12 protein-coding genes are annotated in these 16,106 nt (G+C 33.0%); 10 read left to right on the top strand and 2 right to left on the bottom strand.

What is annotated here, in order from left to right:
- Positions 1-12 precede the first annotated feature (12 nt).
- The 4 genes from pabB to Q4Q34_RS18915 all read left to right on the top strand — a co-directional run bounded on the left by pabB (position 13) and on the right by Q4Q34_RS18915 (position 6,072).
- Complete coding sequence (gene pabB, locus Q4Q34_RS18930; RefSeq protein WP_303317986.1) at positions 13-1,338, top strand: aminodeoxychorismate synthase component I; 1,326 nt, start codon at positions 13-15, stop codon at positions 1,336-1,338.
- Positions 1,339-1,911: 573 nt separating this feature from the next.
- On the top strand, positions 1,912-3,225 hold the full coding sequence (gene tilS, locus Q4Q34_RS18925; protein WP_303317985.1) for a tRNA lysidine(34) synthetase TilS: 1,314 nt from the start codon (positions 1,912-1,914) through the stop codon (positions 3,223-3,225).
- A gap of 45 nt (positions 3,226-3,270) precedes the next feature.
- Complete coding sequence (gene ade, locus Q4Q34_RS18920) at positions 3,271-4,890, top strand: adenine deaminase (protein WP_303317984.1); 1,620 nt, start codon at positions 3,271-3,273, stop codon at positions 4,888-4,890.
- A 216-nt stretch (positions 4,891-5,106) separates the two neighbouring features.
- Entirely contained in the window at positions 5,107-6,072 is a 966-nt protein-coding gene (locus Q4Q34_RS18915) for a YheT family hydrolase (RefSeq protein ID WP_303317983.1), read from the top strand.
- A 132-nt stretch (positions 6,073-6,204) separates the two neighbouring features.
- Here Q4Q34_RS18915 and Q4Q34_RS18910 read toward each other — a convergent pair whose 3' ends face one another.
- On the bottom strand, positions 6,205-6,666 hold the full coding sequence (locus Q4Q34_RS18910; protein ID WP_303317982.1) for an Lrp/AsnC family transcriptional regulator: 462 nt from the start codon (positions 6,664-6,666) through the stop codon (positions 6,205-6,207).
- A 159-nt stretch (positions 6,667-6,825) separates the two neighbouring features.
- On the opposite strand from Q4Q34_RS18910, the gene Q4Q34_RS18905 reads away from it, so the two are divergent.
- The 4 genes from Q4Q34_RS18905 to Q4Q34_RS18890 all read left to right on the top strand — a co-directional run bounded on the left by Q4Q34_RS18905 (position 6,826) and on the right by Q4Q34_RS18890 (position 11,749).
- Positions 6,826-7,776 (top strand): NAD-dependent epimerase/dehydratase family protein, encoded by a 951-nt coding sequence (locus tag Q4Q34_RS18905; protein WP_303317981.1) that lies wholly within the window; start codon positions 6,826-6,828, stop codon positions 7,774-7,776.
- A 28-nt stretch (positions 7,777-7,804) separates the two neighbouring features.
- A complete protein-coding gene (gene kbl, locus Q4Q34_RS18900; protein ID WP_303317980.1) occupies positions 7,805-8,992 on the top strand; it encodes a glycine C-acetyltransferase in 1,188 nt (395 codons plus the stop codon).
- A gap of 142 nt (positions 8,993-9,134) precedes the next feature.
- Complete coding sequence (locus Q4Q34_RS18895) at positions 9,135-9,761, top strand: TerB family tellurite resistance protein (RefSeq protein ID WP_303317979.1); 627 nt, start codon at positions 9,135-9,137, stop codon at positions 9,759-9,761.
- A 50-nt stretch (positions 9,762-9,811) separates the two neighbouring features.
- Positions 9,812-11,749, top strand: coding sequence for a CASTOR/POLLUX-related putative ion channel (locus Q4Q34_RS18890; RefSeq protein ID WP_303317978.1), 1,938 nt, complete (start codon positions 9,812-9,814; stop codon positions 11,747-11,749).
- Between the two features lie 141 nt (positions 11,750-11,890).
- Here Q4Q34_RS18890 and Q4Q34_RS18885 read toward each other — a convergent pair whose 3' ends face one another.
- On the bottom strand, positions 11,891-13,036 hold the full coding sequence (locus tag Q4Q34_RS18885; protein WP_303317977.1) for a sodium:calcium antiporter: 1,146 nt from the start codon (positions 13,034-13,036) through the stop codon (positions 11,891-11,893).
- Positions 13,037-13,400: 364 nt separating this feature from the next.
- Here Q4Q34_RS18885 and Q4Q34_RS18880 point away from each other — a divergent pair, with 364 nt between their 5' ends.
- Together Q4Q34_RS18880 and Q4Q34_RS18875 are read left to right on the top strand one after the other, a co-directional pair.
- Positions 13,401-13,862 carry a (2Fe-2S)-binding protein gene (locus Q4Q34_RS18880; protein WP_303317976.1) on the top strand — a complete coding sequence of 154 codons (462 nt, stop codon included), beginning with the start codon at positions 13,401-13,403 and terminating at the stop codon, positions 13,860-13,862.
- Between the two features lie 21 nt (positions 13,863-13,883).
- On the top strand, positions 13,884-16,103 hold the full coding sequence (locus Q4Q34_RS18875) for a molybdopterin cofactor-binding domain-containing protein (RefSeq protein ID WP_303317975.1): 2,220 nt from the start codon (positions 13,884-13,886) through the stop codon (positions 16,101-16,103).
- The last annotated feature ends 3 nt before the right edge of the window (positions 16,104-16,106 follow it).

The following is a 16,106-nucleotide window of genomic DNA, read 5'->3' as shown; positions in this document are numbered from 1 at the left end:
TAAATTTTATTATTGAGGACAACACAAATTCACAGTTTAGATAATCCCAACCAATTTAAAAATCAATTATTGATTTGGAGTCAGCAATTTGATGACGTTATTTGGTTAGACTCTAATAACTACAAACAAAACCATTCTAACTTTGATGCAGTATTGGCAGTAGATGCTTTTACAAGTATTCAAACGAATTTTGAAGGAAGTTTTGAGATGCTTAAGGAATACCAAACCAATGTTAACGATTGGGTTTTTGGATATTTAACATATGATTTAAAAAATGATGTTGAAGACTTAAGTTCCAATAACTTTGATAGTTTAGAATTCCCTGATCTGTACTTTTTTCAGCCTAAAAAATTATTTTTATTTAAAGAAGATCAAGTTGAAATACAGTATTTAAAATGTGTTGATGATGAATTTGAGGATGATTTAAAAGAAATTCAAAGTAAGAAGACATGTCACCCTGAACCCTTTGACTGCACTCAAGATGAACTAAGTCAAAGGGTGTCAAACGATATTAAAATAAAACTCCGAATACATAAAGACGAATATTTTGAAAAAGTAAATAATATGCTTGCTCATATTCATAGAGGTGATATTTATGAAGCTAATTTTTGTCAGGAGTTTTATGCCGAAAATACCAGTATTAATCCACTGGATACGTATTTAAAGCTTAATAATATATCTAAACCCCCTTTTGCAACATTCTTAAAGTTTGGAGACAAATATTTATTGTCTGCATCCCCAGAGCGTTATTTAAAAAAAGATAAAGAAACTATTATTTCGCAGCCCATAAAAGGAACGGCAAAGCGTTCGGAGAATACATTAGAAGATGAAGCACTAAAAGAAGCTTTGTCTAAAGATACAAAAGAACGTAGTGAAAATATTATGATTGTTGATTTGGTGCGTAACGATCTTTCAAAAACAGCTATAAAAGGGAGTGTAGAGGTTGAGGAATTAACCAAGGTTTATACGTTTGATCAAGTACACCAGATGATTTCTACGGTCACTTCTAAGATTAAAGAAACAACACATGCTGTCGATGTTATTAAGAGTACATTTCCTATGGGGAGTATGACAGGAGCTCCAAAAATTTCTGCCATGCGAATTATTGAAAAATTAGAAGAAACCAAACGTGGACTATATTCTGGATCAGTTGGGTATTTTTCACCTACAAGTGATTTCGATTTTAATGTCGTTATTAGAAGTATTCTCTATAACGAAACAAAAAAGTATGTGTCATACTCTGTAGGAGGCGCCATAACAGCCAAAAGTGATCCGCTAAAAGAATACGAAGAATGTTTGGTAAAAGCAAAAGCTATGCGAACAGTTTTGGAAAATTAGTATTCAGTAAACAGTATTCAGTAGCAGTTAACAGTACTAATACTATCTTTGCGTCTTTGCGTTTTAGCGAGATAAAACTAACGACACAATTTTCAATATTCAGTGACAGTTCGCAGCATTAAAAAAGAAGAGTTTTGTCAGTAGGCAATGTTATTATAAAGAGTATTTGGTAAAAACAAAGGTCATGCGAACCGTTTTGGAAAACTAGTATTTAGTATCCAGTATTCAGTGTTCAGTGACAGTCTCAGTATTTTCTTTGCGTCTTTGCGTTTTAGCGAGAAAAAACTAACGACACAATTTTCAATATTCAGTGACAGTTCGCAGCATTAAAAAAGAAGAGTCTTGTCAGTAGGCAACGTTATTATAAAGAATATTTGGTAAAAACAAAGGCCATGCGAACAGTTTTGGAAAATTAGTATTCAGTAAAACAGTATCCAGTATTCAGTAGCAGTTATCAGTACTAGTACTATCTTTGCGCCTTTGTGCCGCGAGAGTAAGATCATACTTTGTGTGTCTCTGAGTTATCTCAGCGAATCTCAGCGTAACAACAATTAAAAATATTAACTTTGAAACGTGTTAGAACCATTCAAAAAACATATAAATAACAAACTACCTTTCCTAAAAGAAAGCAAACTTCTCATTGCTATTTCTGGAGGTATAGACAGTATCGTTTTAACGCATTTATGCCATAAATTAGACCTAAACATAGCTTTAGCACATTGTAATTTTAATTTAAGAGGAAAAGAAAGTGATGCTGACGAAAGTTTCGTGCTACAATTAGCAGAAGACTTAGGTTTAGAAGCTTTTATTGAAAGTTTTGATACTAAAGGTTATTCTAAAGACAGTAAATTATCAACTCAGATGGCCGCTCGAAAACTGCGTTATGATTGGTTTGAAGAACTAGCGTCACAACTACAATTCGATTATATTTTAACAGCCCATCATGCTGATGATAATCTAGAAACCTTTTTGATTAATCTGTCCAGAGGTACAGGGCTAGAAGGATTAACAGGCATCCCAGAAGTAAATGATAATATTGTTAGACCGCTATTGCCATTTTCTAGAGAAGTTATTGAAACATATGCAAAAGCGAACGATTTTGAATGGCGAGAAGATAGCAGTAACGCATCCTCTAAATATTTAAGAAATAAATTGAGACATGACATTGTTCCCGTTTTAAAAGAGATCAACCCTCAATTATTGCAGAATTTCCAAACGACACTTAAAAACTTAAATGATACAGCAGATATTGTAGAAGCAAGTATTGAAGACTTATTAAATAGAGCTATAACAACTATTGAAAACAATCAAATAGTATTCAAGGTTGAAGAATTTAAAAAATTAAGCAATCCAAAAGCGTATTTGTTTGAGGTATTTAAAGACTATGGATTTACAGAATGGAATGATATTGCCGATTTGTTAAATGCTCAATCCGGAAAGCAGATACTATCCCCAACACACCGTTTAATAAAAGATAGAGACCATCTTTTACTAAGTGAAATTAATTTAGAAACAGACGAAGAATTTATTGTAATTTCAGAAACAGACAAGCAAGTAAAGACAGGCATGGGTATTTTGTTTTTTGATAAAACGGATACTATTTTAGTAAAAAACAATCATACTATTTACGTAGATAAAACATTACTTAAATATCCGCTAACAGTAAGAACATGGAAAGAAGGCGACCTGTTTTACCCTATAGGAATGTCTGGTAAGAAGAAATTGAGTAAGTATTTTAAAGACGAAAAATTATCACTACTAGATAAAGAAAACATAAAGCTACTATGCTCTGGAGAAGATATTGTTTGGGTAATAGGCAAACGTGCAGATAATCGTTTTAAAGTAAATGAAAAAACAAAAAATATTCTAAAAGTAGAATTAAAATAACATAGTCATGCTGAGCGCAGTCGAAGCACCTAATTAACTGATAATTTGAAACTACAAGGACAAATAGTCGATATACAAAACAGACGTATCTATAAAGGAGAAGTAACCTTTAAAGAAGGGAAGATTATTTCTATTCAGGAAAAAGAGCATAATGTAAATCACTATATACTACCAGGGTTTATAGATGCACACATCCACATAGAAAGTTCTATGTTAGTACCTAGTGAATTTGCAAGATTAGCTGTAAAACATGGCACAGTTGCAACCGTTTCAGATCCTCATGAAATAGCTAATGTATTGGGCGTTGAAGGCGTAGAATTTATGATTGATAATGGAAAGAAGGTGCCTTTTAAATTCAATTTTGGAGCACCATCTTGTGTGCCGGCAACTCATTTTGAATCTGCGGGAGCTGTTATAAATTCTGATGATATTAAAGAACTGCTTAAAAATCCAGACATCAAATATCTGGCAGAAATGATGAATTACCCAGGTGTGTTGTTTGACGACGACGAGGTGTTAAAAAAAATAGCATGGGCAAAACACTATAATAAACCTGTAGATGGACATGCCCCTGGATTAAGAGGGGATGATGTTACAAAATATATTAATGCTGGAATCTCTACAGATCACGAATGTTTTACTTACGAAGAAGCTTTGGAAAAGCTTGAAAAAGGCATGAAAATTCTAATTAGAGAAGGAAGTGCCGCCAAAAACTTCGAAGCTTTAATAGATTTACTTCCAGAACATTTTGAAAATATGATGTTTTGTAGTGATGATAAACATCCAGACGATCTATTATTACATCATATTAATGATTTATGTGCCATAGCAGTAGCAAAAGGAATGGATGTTTTTAAAGTATTAAAAGTAGCCTGTGTTAACCCCGTAAAACATTACAATTTAGATGTTGGTTTATTACAAGAAGGTGAGCTTGCAGATTTTATTGTTGTTGAAGATTTAATCCATTTTATAACCATTCAAACCTATATAAACGGTGAGTTGGTTTTCGATAAAGGTACATCTTTAATACAACCGGTAGCGTTTAAAAATCTTAATAACTTTAATTGTAATAAAAAGAAAGTATCAGATTTTAGAGTTGAATCGTCTGCAAAACAAATTCGTGTCATAGAAGCTTTAGAAGATCAATTAGTAACAAATGAACTTATTGCTAACACTTCAGTTTTAAATGGAAATTTGGTTTCTAATACTGAAAACGACATCCTTAAAATGGCCGTTGTTAATAGATATCAAAATCAAAAACCAGCCATTGCTTTTATTAAAAATTTCGGATTAAAAGAAGGCGCCATTGCCTCTTCAGTAGGCCACGATTCTCACAATATTATTGTAGTAGGTGTTAGTGATGAAGCCATATGCAAAGCCGTTAACTTACTTATTGAAGGTACAGGAGGTATCTGTGCGGTTTCTAATTCAGATGAAAAGACAGTCCCACTCCCTGTCGCTGGTATTATGAGTGATAAAGATGGTGAAACTATAGGAAGACAATATGCGGCATTAGATACTATGGCAAAGGATTTAGGAAGTAAACTTTATGCACCGTATATGACATTATCATTTATGGCTTTACTAGTCATCCCTTCATTAAAACTAAGTGATAAGGGGCTGTTCAATGGCACCGATTTTAAATTTACTTCCCTGGAAGTTTGATTTTTAAATTCTAAACTCTAAACTCCGAATAGTGAACAGTAAGCAGTGGCAGTTTTTTCGAAATTCAATTTATGTTATAAAATTATTAATAAAATGTTGTAAATGATACGTAAATCCATAGATGAAAAAGCACCTTTTACTGAATACTGAATACTGAATACTGAATACTGAATACTGAATACTGAATACTGAATACTGAATACTGAACCCTAAAACATGCCAGTAATAGACTCAAAGTATAAACCGTCTTTCTTTTTTAGAAATGGATTCATTTCAACCGTGTATTCTGGGCTTGTAAGACGTGTTAAAGATGTAAAGCAAGAACGGGAACGTATGATATTGTTTGATGGCGATTTTATTGATTTAGATTGGAGTTTTTCGAAAGAAAAAACAAAGAAGCTAGTTGTTTTATTGCATGGGCTAGAAGGAAATGGACAACGACCATATATGACTGGTTCAGCAAAACTATTTAATAATAATGGTATAGATGCCGTTTGCGTGAATTTTAGAGGATGTAGTGGAGAAGATAATTTAAAATACCGTAGTTATCACTCTGGAGCAACCGAAGATTTAGAAGCTATTATAGAGCATATTATTTCAGAAAAAGACTATTCAGAAATTTATTTAAAAGGGATTAGTCTGGGAGCCAACATGATTTTAAAATATTTAGGAGAAAGAGAGGTGTTGCCTAACCAAATAAAAGCAGCGGTTACAGCTTCAGTCCCCTGTTATTTGTATGGTTCAGCAAAAACGTTACATACTTTTAAAAATGTGTTGTATCACAATCGATTTCTAAAATATTTAGTAAATCGTTTGAAAATCAAACAACAACGTTTTAAAGAAGATTTAAGTCTTAAAGACTTAGCATCTATAAAAACATTATTCGACTTTGATAATGTCTATACATCCAAAGCACATGGTTTTAAAGACGCTTTAGACTATTATGAAAAATGTAGCTGCTTACAATTTCTTCCAAATATTAAGATACCAACTTTAATCATTAATGCTTTAAACGATTCATTTTTATCTCCAGAATGTTATCCAATAAAAGAAGCAAAAAACAATCCAAATCTTTATTTAGAGATGCCTCAACATGGCGGACATGTGGGGTTTGTAGATAAAAAGAATGTTTACTATAACGAAAAACGAGCTTTAGAGTTTGTTAAAGACACTTTTAATTAATCTAAGTATTCTCAAGATCGATTTCTACGATACAACAAAAGTCTTATAACTATAATCGTCTAGTCATATGACTTGGCTTATACTGAGCAAAGTCTAGATCTAATTGAGAAGCATATTAATTATGAATGGGCATTAAATATAAAACTCCGAAGAATTTTTAATATCCTTTAAAACAAACGTACTATTCAACACACCTATATTTTCAATTTTGGAAAGTTTATACTTCACGAAGTTGTGATAATCTTCCAAGCCTTTTGTGTTTATTTTTAATATAAAATCTACTTGACCAGCCATGTGATAGCATTCCTGAACTTCATGTAGATTTTGAATCTGTTCTTCAAACTTTTCAATAAAGGCTTCACTATGATAACGCATAGATACTTGACATATAGTCGTTACAGATCGTTCCAGTAGCTTCTTGTCCAGAATAGCCACATACTTTTTTATAAAACCTTGATTTTCAAGTCTACGGATGCGTTCGTAAACAGGAGAAGGTGTCAAATTTAAAATTTTAGCAATCTCTTTGGCTGTTTTTTTAGAATCCTTTTGTAAAATTCTAAGAATGGTAATGTCCGTTTGATCCAAATTTTCCATAAAACGTCAAATAAAAATTATTGCAAAAAGCAATTATTTAATTGTTAAAAAGTAAATATAGCTTTTTTAAATTCATATAATAGTAATAATTACTTAGTTTATGTGTATTTTATGTTTTAAAAGCTGTAATATGTAATTTTGTTAGCAAATAATACTATTATGGATACAGCAATTTTAGTTATAGGGGCTAACGGTCAAGTTGGAAAAGTACTAACGAAAGCCTTACAGGACAAATACGGAAAAGAAAGAATTATTGCTTCAGATATAAGAAAAAGTGAAGATACAAATGGTATATTTGAAGTTATTGATGCTACAGATATAGATAGAATTAAAGAGGTTGTAGTACAATATAAAGTGACTCAAATTTATCACTTAGCAGCCATTTTATCAGCTAAAGGAGAAGAAAACCCGTTAGGAACATGGAATATCAATGTGAAAACCTGGTTAAACGTACTGGAAGTTGCTAGGATCTATAATATAGAGAAGGTGTTTTATCCTAGCTCAATAGCAGTGTTTGGAAATAGCGCACCAAGAAATAACACACCAAATAATACATATTTAGACCCAACAACAGTATATGGTATAAGTAAAGTAGATGGGGAAAATTGGGCACAATATTACCATACTAAATATGGTTTAGACGTTAGGTCTATTCGTTATCCAGGTATCATTGGGTATCAATCATTACCAGGTGGAGGTACTACAGATTATGCCGTAGATATTTATCATAAAGCTGTTTTAAATGAACGTTTTACTTGTTTTTTAAGGGAAGATACAGTGCTACCTATGATTTTTATTGATGATGCAGTTAGAGCTACTATAGAGATTATGGAAGCACCAGTAGAAAATATTAAAATGAGAACGTCCTACAATATAGAAGGAATAAGTTTTTCACCAAAAGAAATTGCATCGGAAATCCGTGAATTATACCCTGATTTTAAAATCGATTATAAACCAGATTTTAGACAAGATATTGCGGAAGAATGGCCAAAATCTATCGATGATTCTGAAGCTAAAATGGATTGGGGATGGCAACCTAAATACGATTTGTATTCTATTACAGAAACCATGATTAGAGAGCTAAAAGCTCAATACGAAATGACAATTTAAGTTAAAAATAATATCAAAACAGAAAACTATGTACTCTAACATAAAGCATGATTTGCAGAATGAAATTGAAGAAATCAAAGCTGCAGGATTATATAAATCAGAAAGAATCATAACAACCCCTCAAGGGTCGGAAATAAGCACAACAATATCATCGGGAGTATTAAATTTTTGTGCAAATAACTATTTAGGTTTATCATCACATCCAGAAGTTATTGATGCAGGTAAAAAAGCCATTGATTCTCATGGGTATGGTATGTCTTCTGTGCGTTTTATTTGTGGCACGCAAGATATTCATAAAGAATTAGAGCAAAAAACAGCATCGTTTTTAGGTATGGAAGATTGTATTTTATATGCTGCTGCCTTTGATGCTAATGGTGGGGTGTTCGAGCCCATTTTAAACGCAGAAGATGCTATTATTTCTGATGCTTTAAACCATGCTTCTATAATTGATGGTATTCGTTTATGTAAAGCAAAACGATTCAGGTATGCACATAATAATATGACCGATCTGGAAACACAATTAATTCAAGCCGAAGGATCACGTAGAAAGTTAATCGTTACAGATGGTTCTTTTTCTATGGATGGAACCATAGCTCAACTTGATAAAATTTGTGATTTAGCAGATAAGTATGACGCTTTGGTTATGATTGATGAATGTCACTCAACAGGATTTATTGGTAAAACGGGTAGAGGTACACATGAGTACAGAAATGTTATGGGACGTGTAGATATTATAACAGGAACCTATGGTAAGGCTTTAGGAGGTGCTTCTGGCGGATTCACAGCAGCAAGAAAGGAAATTGTCGATCTGTTAAGACAGCGTTCCAGACCTTATTTGTTTTCTAATACTGTAGCACCTTCCATCGTTGGTGCTTCTATTAGAGTGCTAGACATTATAAGCGCTTCGACTCAACTTCGAGATAAATTAGAAGAAAACACCCAATATTTTAGAAAAGAGATGACAGCAGCAGGATTTGATATTGTTCCAGGAGATCATCCTATAGTGCCTGTTATGCTATACGAAGCAACATTAGCGCAGGAGTTCGCTTCAAAACTATTGGAAGAAGGGATTTATGTCATCGGTTTTTTCTATCCAGTAGTACCAAAAGGAAAAGCAAGAATACGTGTGCAGTTATCAGCAGGGCATGAGCGCCATCATTTGGATAAAGCTATTAAAGCCTTTACTAAAATAGGTAAGGAGCTTGATGTGATTTAAATGTTAGGGGTTTTGATTTTTTAGTCCAGAAATTGTACTTAATGTGATTGGAATTAGTCAGTGATTATAATGACTGTTTTCTATGTTTTGAGTTAAATTACTATATTTAGACAATATTTTAATTTAACCCAAACTGCTGCATATGATTATTTTTGGAACTAGAGGTGTGCGTTCAACCAAAGCAACAGGAACTTTTAATTGTCCTCAATGTGAAGACAATAGAGGGTACCGACACAGAAAAGTAACTCAATTTTTCACCTTATATTTTATTCCACTAATTCCTTTAGGAAGTAAAGGCGAGTATGTAGAGTGCGACCATTGTAAAGGCACTTTTATCACTAAAGTGATAGATAATACAGCATCTACAGATAGAGAAGCGTTTATGGCTATGTATGAGCAAGCCATACGTCATGTTATGGTGAAAATTATGTTGGCAGATGGTGTTATTGATAATAATGAAAAGGTAATGGTACTAAGTATCATTAATAAATATGGGCATAATGATATGTCTTCTTTTCAATTAGATGATTACATTAAAGAAGTACAAGCAGATTCTAGTGATATTTCAACCTATTTAAAAAATGTTGGACCATCTTTAAACGAGCATGGTAAAGAACTATTAATAAAATGCGCTTTAGATGTGGCCTATTCTGATGGGCATTTTGATGATTCAGAAAAAGCAATGATTCTTGAAATGGGGGTCATCATGGAAATGTCTTCAGCTCATATCAAAGGTATAATGGCAGAATTTGTTGAACAACTCAACTAAAATTCGAAATTATTAAGTACTTCAAACTCTAACCACCATCAACTTATCTTATGAAAAATTCTTTCAGAGAACGTTTAAACTATAAAGCTGAACGTTTTTTAAGTAAAGGAGGCGCATCCATATTCAAAAGTCTTTTAATTTTATTCATTGTTGTTTTTGTAGTTCTAACAGGCATACGATTACTACTCATAAACCTATTTCCAAGTTTAGATTATACAGGCAACGTTTTTAGAGATATTTGGGTGACGTTTTTAGAAATGACAGATCCTGGAAATATGAATCAGGATAATGAAGCACCAACCTATCTCAAGATTTTAACAGTGCTTTCTGGGTTAACAGGCGTTATTTTATTGTCTATGCTTATAGGTTTTATAACGACGGCATTAGATACCATGCTTTATGATTTTAGAAAAGGAAGAGGTAAGGTTATAGAAAATAACCATACCATAATTTTAGGTTGGAACGAACGCGTTGTCGATGTTATTAGAGAGCTTATCTTAGCTAATGAGAGTGAAGACAAAGCATCAGTTGTTATCTTATCAAGGGAAGATAAAGAGGTAATGGATAACCTGATTACTAAACGTCTTCCAGATACACTAACTACAGAGGTTATTACGACACAAGGTGATTATGCAAATATTAATGAATTAAAGCGTGTAAATTTAGAGTCTGCACGTTCTATAATTATATTGGCTAATTGTTCAGAAAGTGCTACCATGAGTAAAAAAGTAGCTAGTGATGTACAATCTGTTAAATCTATATTAGCAATTACGGCTTGTCAAGATGGCAAAAATGAATTACCAATAATTGCTGAAATTTTTACCAAAGAAAAACGAGACATTATCAGCTTTTTTGAAGACGATAATATCATTGCCATAGACAGTTGGGATATTATGGGGAAACTCCTTATTCAAACATCTTTAACAAGTGGTTTGGATACGGTTTATAAAGAAATTTTATCGTTTGATGGTTGTGAAATCTATTTTTATGAAGATGATTGGAATAATACCAATTTTTATGAGTTGAGCTATCACATGGAAGATGGGATTCCTTTAGGAATCTATTCAGAAGAAAACGGATTGATTTTACGCCCCCCAACAGATACTGTACTTAAAAATGGAGGTACCGTTGTTATTTTAGCAGAAGACGATTCTACAATAGCTTTCGATAATAAACAATATTTCTTTCCAGATACTTCCAAGAAAATTATAGATAAGCGTTTAGAACAAAAAAAGAAGCGTATTCTTATTTTAGGTTGGCACAAGGTTGCTGAAGTCTTTATAGAAGAGGCCACAGATTACTTATTAGAAGGCTCAGATTTTGATATTATGTTCGATGCACCTACCGAAGAATTAAAGGGTATTATTGAAGGTGTAACAGCAGAATATGGAGATTTTAATATAAAACTGCACGATTCTAATCCGTTAGATTTAGAAAAACTACAAGCTATAAATCCAGAAAGTTACGATACTGTTGTTATTTTATCGCAAAGTATGGAAGAGCAATCTGCAGATAAAATAGATTCAGATACACTTATTATCCTATTATTATTAAGGAAATTACTGAATGAAGATAATGGATTGCAAATCATCACACAGGTTTTAAATTCTGAAAATCAAGAAATTATAACACAAACTAATGTGGATGATTTTATTATTAGTAATAAGCTAATCACTATGATTTTAGCGCAATTGAGCGAGGAAACATTAATGAAGAGTTTTTATGATGATATTTTCTCAGAAGATGGTAGTGAGATATATGTAAAACCGGCAACTTTATACTTTGATACTTTCCCACAAACTATAACATTTGCAGATGCTATTTTCTGTGCACACCAACGAGATGAAATTTGTTTAGGAATTAGAAAAGGAGATTTAAGTAAATCTTTAGATGCTAATTTTGGTATTAAGCTTAATCCAGACAAAGATATGGCTATCGAGCTTGAAGAAAACGATTTCCTAATTGTTTTAAGTGAGGACGAACTTTAGTAATTGTTATTCCTGCGAAGGCAGGAATCCACTTAAAAAGAAATACCTTTAAATTTATAGGATTTCTGGTCTCTTAGTAATGATAATATTTATCATATCATTTTGAACGTTTTTGGTAATCATCAATGTTTTGTTAAAAAACTAAAACCATACAATCGAAGAAAACCAATGAGATATCATAGACAACAACTGGGATATTTCATTAATAACTGGAATATCATAACTCACGCCTTTGCCAATTGAATAAGCCACAAACAGCACATATAATAATAGTAATAACTTCGCATGAAGTTTTTTAATACCATGTTTAGCAAAAACAAAAATCAGAAAAACTATTATTGTTGAAATTAAAAGTAATACACGTAATTGTCCAACATTCTCTATAGTCTCACTACTCATTTCAATAGGACCATAAATAAGTGTGAATAAAAATAGAGGAAGACCAAGTGCAAAACAAACGTCAAAAATATTACTACCCAAAGCATTGGCAACAGCATCATCATAATTACCTTTCATGGCATCCTTGTATGAAATAATAGTATCCGGAACACTGGTCGCAGCAGAGGCGAGTACCACAGAAACAAAATAAATAGGCATGCCAATGGCAGTTCCAAACTGTTCACAAGCTTCAACAAGCCAAAAACAAGCCATACCAATAAAAAAAACAGAAAGTATCAACAAACCAAAGGCTTTCACTTTATTGATTTTAGAATCTCCTAAAACGACAGTAGATAAATCACCTTTAAAAAAAGCAACAGCCCTGTTACCACCATCGGCAGTATCTTCATAGTCATTTTCTATATCGCCAGCCCCTTGACTTATTAGCATATAGGCTACATAAATAAAATATAGAACCATTAAAATAAGTCCGTGGATCCAGTTTAAGGACGGTCCGGTAATTACAAAAATTAAAGCTAATTCAGCAATGATAAGTGATATCCCATCACGTAATATAACTTTCCTTGAGATTTCAATTTTAGGAGAAATGCCTTTTCCTATAACTGCCAAAATAACAACAGCAGGAATAATCATAGCATTAAAAACAGCACTTCCTGCTGTGGTACCAATACCACCAGAAAAACCATCTTTATCTTTTAAAACAAATAAGAAAAAAAGCGTTGTAAATAATTCAGGTAAACTGCTTCCAATAGCATTGATGGTAGCTCCTTTTATACCTTCTTTCATATTTCGACCTAGATAATTAGAAGCCATTTCAAAACCATCGCAAGCTCTCCAAATAATGATGCATGTAATTAAAATAAGTCCCAAAGAAGAAATAATAGTCATAAGTAGTATTTGTATTCGGCAAATCTAAAAAAATTAAAAATAGAAAATAAGGGCTTATTTCTTAATGTTTTGTTTTACAGAGCTTAAAAAATAAAAATGAATTTTAGAGTGAACTCATCTTGACTTTTTGTTTTTAACCGAAAATGAGATAAAATTTGTTCAGATGAGGCTTTTTTTGCAAGGCATAGCAGTGCTAAGCATAAAAAAAGTAACAAAATATGGGCGAGTTTTAGCCATTTTTTAGGAAATAGAAAAAGTCAAGATGAGTTCAGTATCTTAAAACAATGTTAAAACAAATTTTGGAGTTAAAAAGATTTCTATTTTTTGTACATTTAGGGAATACACTTAATTTAATATGTCATTTATGCCGACCTTCAATTTAAAAATTAATAATAAAAAGCATACTGTAGAAGCAGATGCAGATACACCTTTACTATGGGTTTTAAGAGATAAGATAGATTTAGTAGGAACTAAATTTGGTTGTGGAATAGGTCAATGTGGTGCTTGTACCGTTCATGTAGATGGTAATGCCATGCGCAGTTGTTTACTTCTAGTATCACAAGCTGAAGGGTTAAATATTACAACCATAGAAGGACTGTCAGAACAAGGAGACCATCCGGTACAACAAGCATGGAAAGAAATAGATGTACCACAATGTGGCTATTGTCAATCTGGACAAATAATGACAGCTTCAGCATTTTTAAGTAAAAACCCGAATCCTAATGAATCGGAAATTAGAAATGCAATGCATGGTAATATTTGTAGATGCGCATCCTATAATAGTATTGAAGAAGCTATAAAAGTAGCCTCAAAAAAATTAAGTTAACTAACCTGTAAATAACAAAAAATGACACCTTCAAAACAAATAGCATTCAGTAGAAGATCGTTCTTAAAAACATCGGCATTGGCTGGTGGTGGTATGTTAATAGGTTTTAACTTATTTAATGCCTGTAAACCAGAAGCAAAAGTTCCTATAGATTTAAGTCAATTAAATTATAATGATTTTAATGCCTATATAAAAATTTCAAAAGAAGGCAAGGTTACTATTTTTTCTCCCAATCCAGAAATCGGACAAGGCGTTAAAACCTCTATGCCTATGATTATTGCAGAAGAATTGGATGTCGCTTGGGAAGATGTTTATGTAGTACAAGCACCTTTAGATACAGAGAATTACACAAGGCAGGTTGCTGGAGGTAGTCAATCTATAAGACTGAGTTGGCAAGCATTAAGACAAACAGGAGCCACTGCAAAACAAATGTTGGTAAATGCCGCAGCAGCAAATTGGGGTATCGATGCTTCAGAATGCTCAGTAGCTAAAGGGATTATTACAAATGCGAAAGGAGAAAAGTTAGGTTATGGTGATGTTGTTCTAGAGGCTTCGACCTTAGAAGTCCCTGAGGATGTCACATTAAAAGACCCTAAAGATTTTACAATCATTGGTAAAGGCGCTGGTAATGTAGATATTGATAAAATAGTTACAGGAAAACCTTTATTTGGACTAGATTATAAAGAAGAAGGCATGCTTTATGCTTCGGTTTTAAGACCGCCTGCTTTTGGACAAGTGCTTGAATCTTTTGATGATACTGCTGCGCGTGCACTCTCAGGAGTTGTAGACGTTATTGTTATTGGCGAAAAAGCTAGAGCGTATTTAGAGGGTAGCAAAAAGACAAGTTGGACAGCACAATTAAGTAAAAGTGATAAGATGGTTGTGCTTGCAAAAACGACCTGGGATGCCATAAAAGGAAAAAGAGCAATTAAAGCCATTTGGAAAAATGATTCTGAACTTGAAAGTACAGAGTCTCATGATAAACTACTATTGGATTTATTAGAAGGTGAAACGTTTAAAACAAGACGAAAAGACGGTAATGTAAAAAAAGCATTTGCAAACGCTGATAAAGTTTTAGAACGTATTTATGAATCCCCGTTTTTACCACATAATTGTATGGAACCTATGAACTTTTTTGCAAATATAACTTCAGAAAAAGTCCATTTGGTTGGTCCGATTCAAACTCCGGCGGAAGCAGCTAAAGTAGTATCAGACTTATTAGACAGAAAACTTGAAGATATCCATATAGATATGACAAGAATGGGAGGTGGTTTTGGTAGACGACTTTATGGCGATTTTGTATATGAAGTAGCCGAAATATCAAACGCCATTAATAAACCAGTAAAAATGGTGTCTACAAGAGAAGATGATATGACTACAGGGGTTTACAGACCAGCAAGTAAATATAAAATTTCGGCGTCGATCAAAGATGGAAAATTAACAGGATATCATTTAAAAGAAGCATGCATTAATGGTAATATGTATGGGTTGATTCCAAATTTCTTTCCGGCAGCTGCATTAGAGAACTACCAGGTTGATACCGCTAATTATAAAAGTAATATAACAACAGGAGCTTGGAGAGCGCCTTATACGAACTTTTTAGCAAGCGCAGAACAAAGCTTTTTTGATGAATTAGCTGAGGTTTTAGAAGTAGATCGTGTTCAATTGCATTTGGATCTATTAGAAAATGCTAAAAAGAACCCAGAACCTAATATAGAGTATAGTCCGGAACGCTTACAAGGCGTTATAAAAAAGGTCGTAGATAAGTCTAATTGGGGGAAAACCGAAGCAGGCGTTTATCAAGGGTTTTCTGTATATTATTGTCATAATACTCATGTGGCAGAAGTTGCAGATATTATCATGGATAATGGTACCCCAATAGTTAAAAAAGTAACCTGCGCTGTAGATTGTGGTATTGTTGTAAATCCGCTAGGAGCAATGAACCAGATAAAAGGTGGTGTTATTGATGGTATTGGACATGCTATGTATTCCGATTTTGGATTTAATAACGGCGTGCCTCAGTCTAATAATTTTAGTACATATCAACTCATTCGTATGGCACAAACCCCAAAAGTGGATGTGCATTTTATTGAAAATGATATAGACCCTACAGGTTTAGGAGAGCCTACCTTACCACCCGTTGGAGCAGCAGTTGCTAATGCTATATACAAAGCTACAGGGAAAAGATTAACCAAGCAGCCGTATATGAGTAATTTGGATTTGGAAAAAGTAGTCGGGTAATCT

The organism is Flavivirga abyssicola (assembly GCF_030540775.2).
GTDB classification, from domain to species: Bacteria; Bacteroidota; Bacteroidia; order Flavobacteriales; family Flavobacteriaceae; genus Flavivirga; species Flavivirga abyssicola.
The sequence above is the reverse complement of the archived record's forward strand: the minus strand, read 5'-3'. Positions and strand labels throughout refer to the sequence as shown.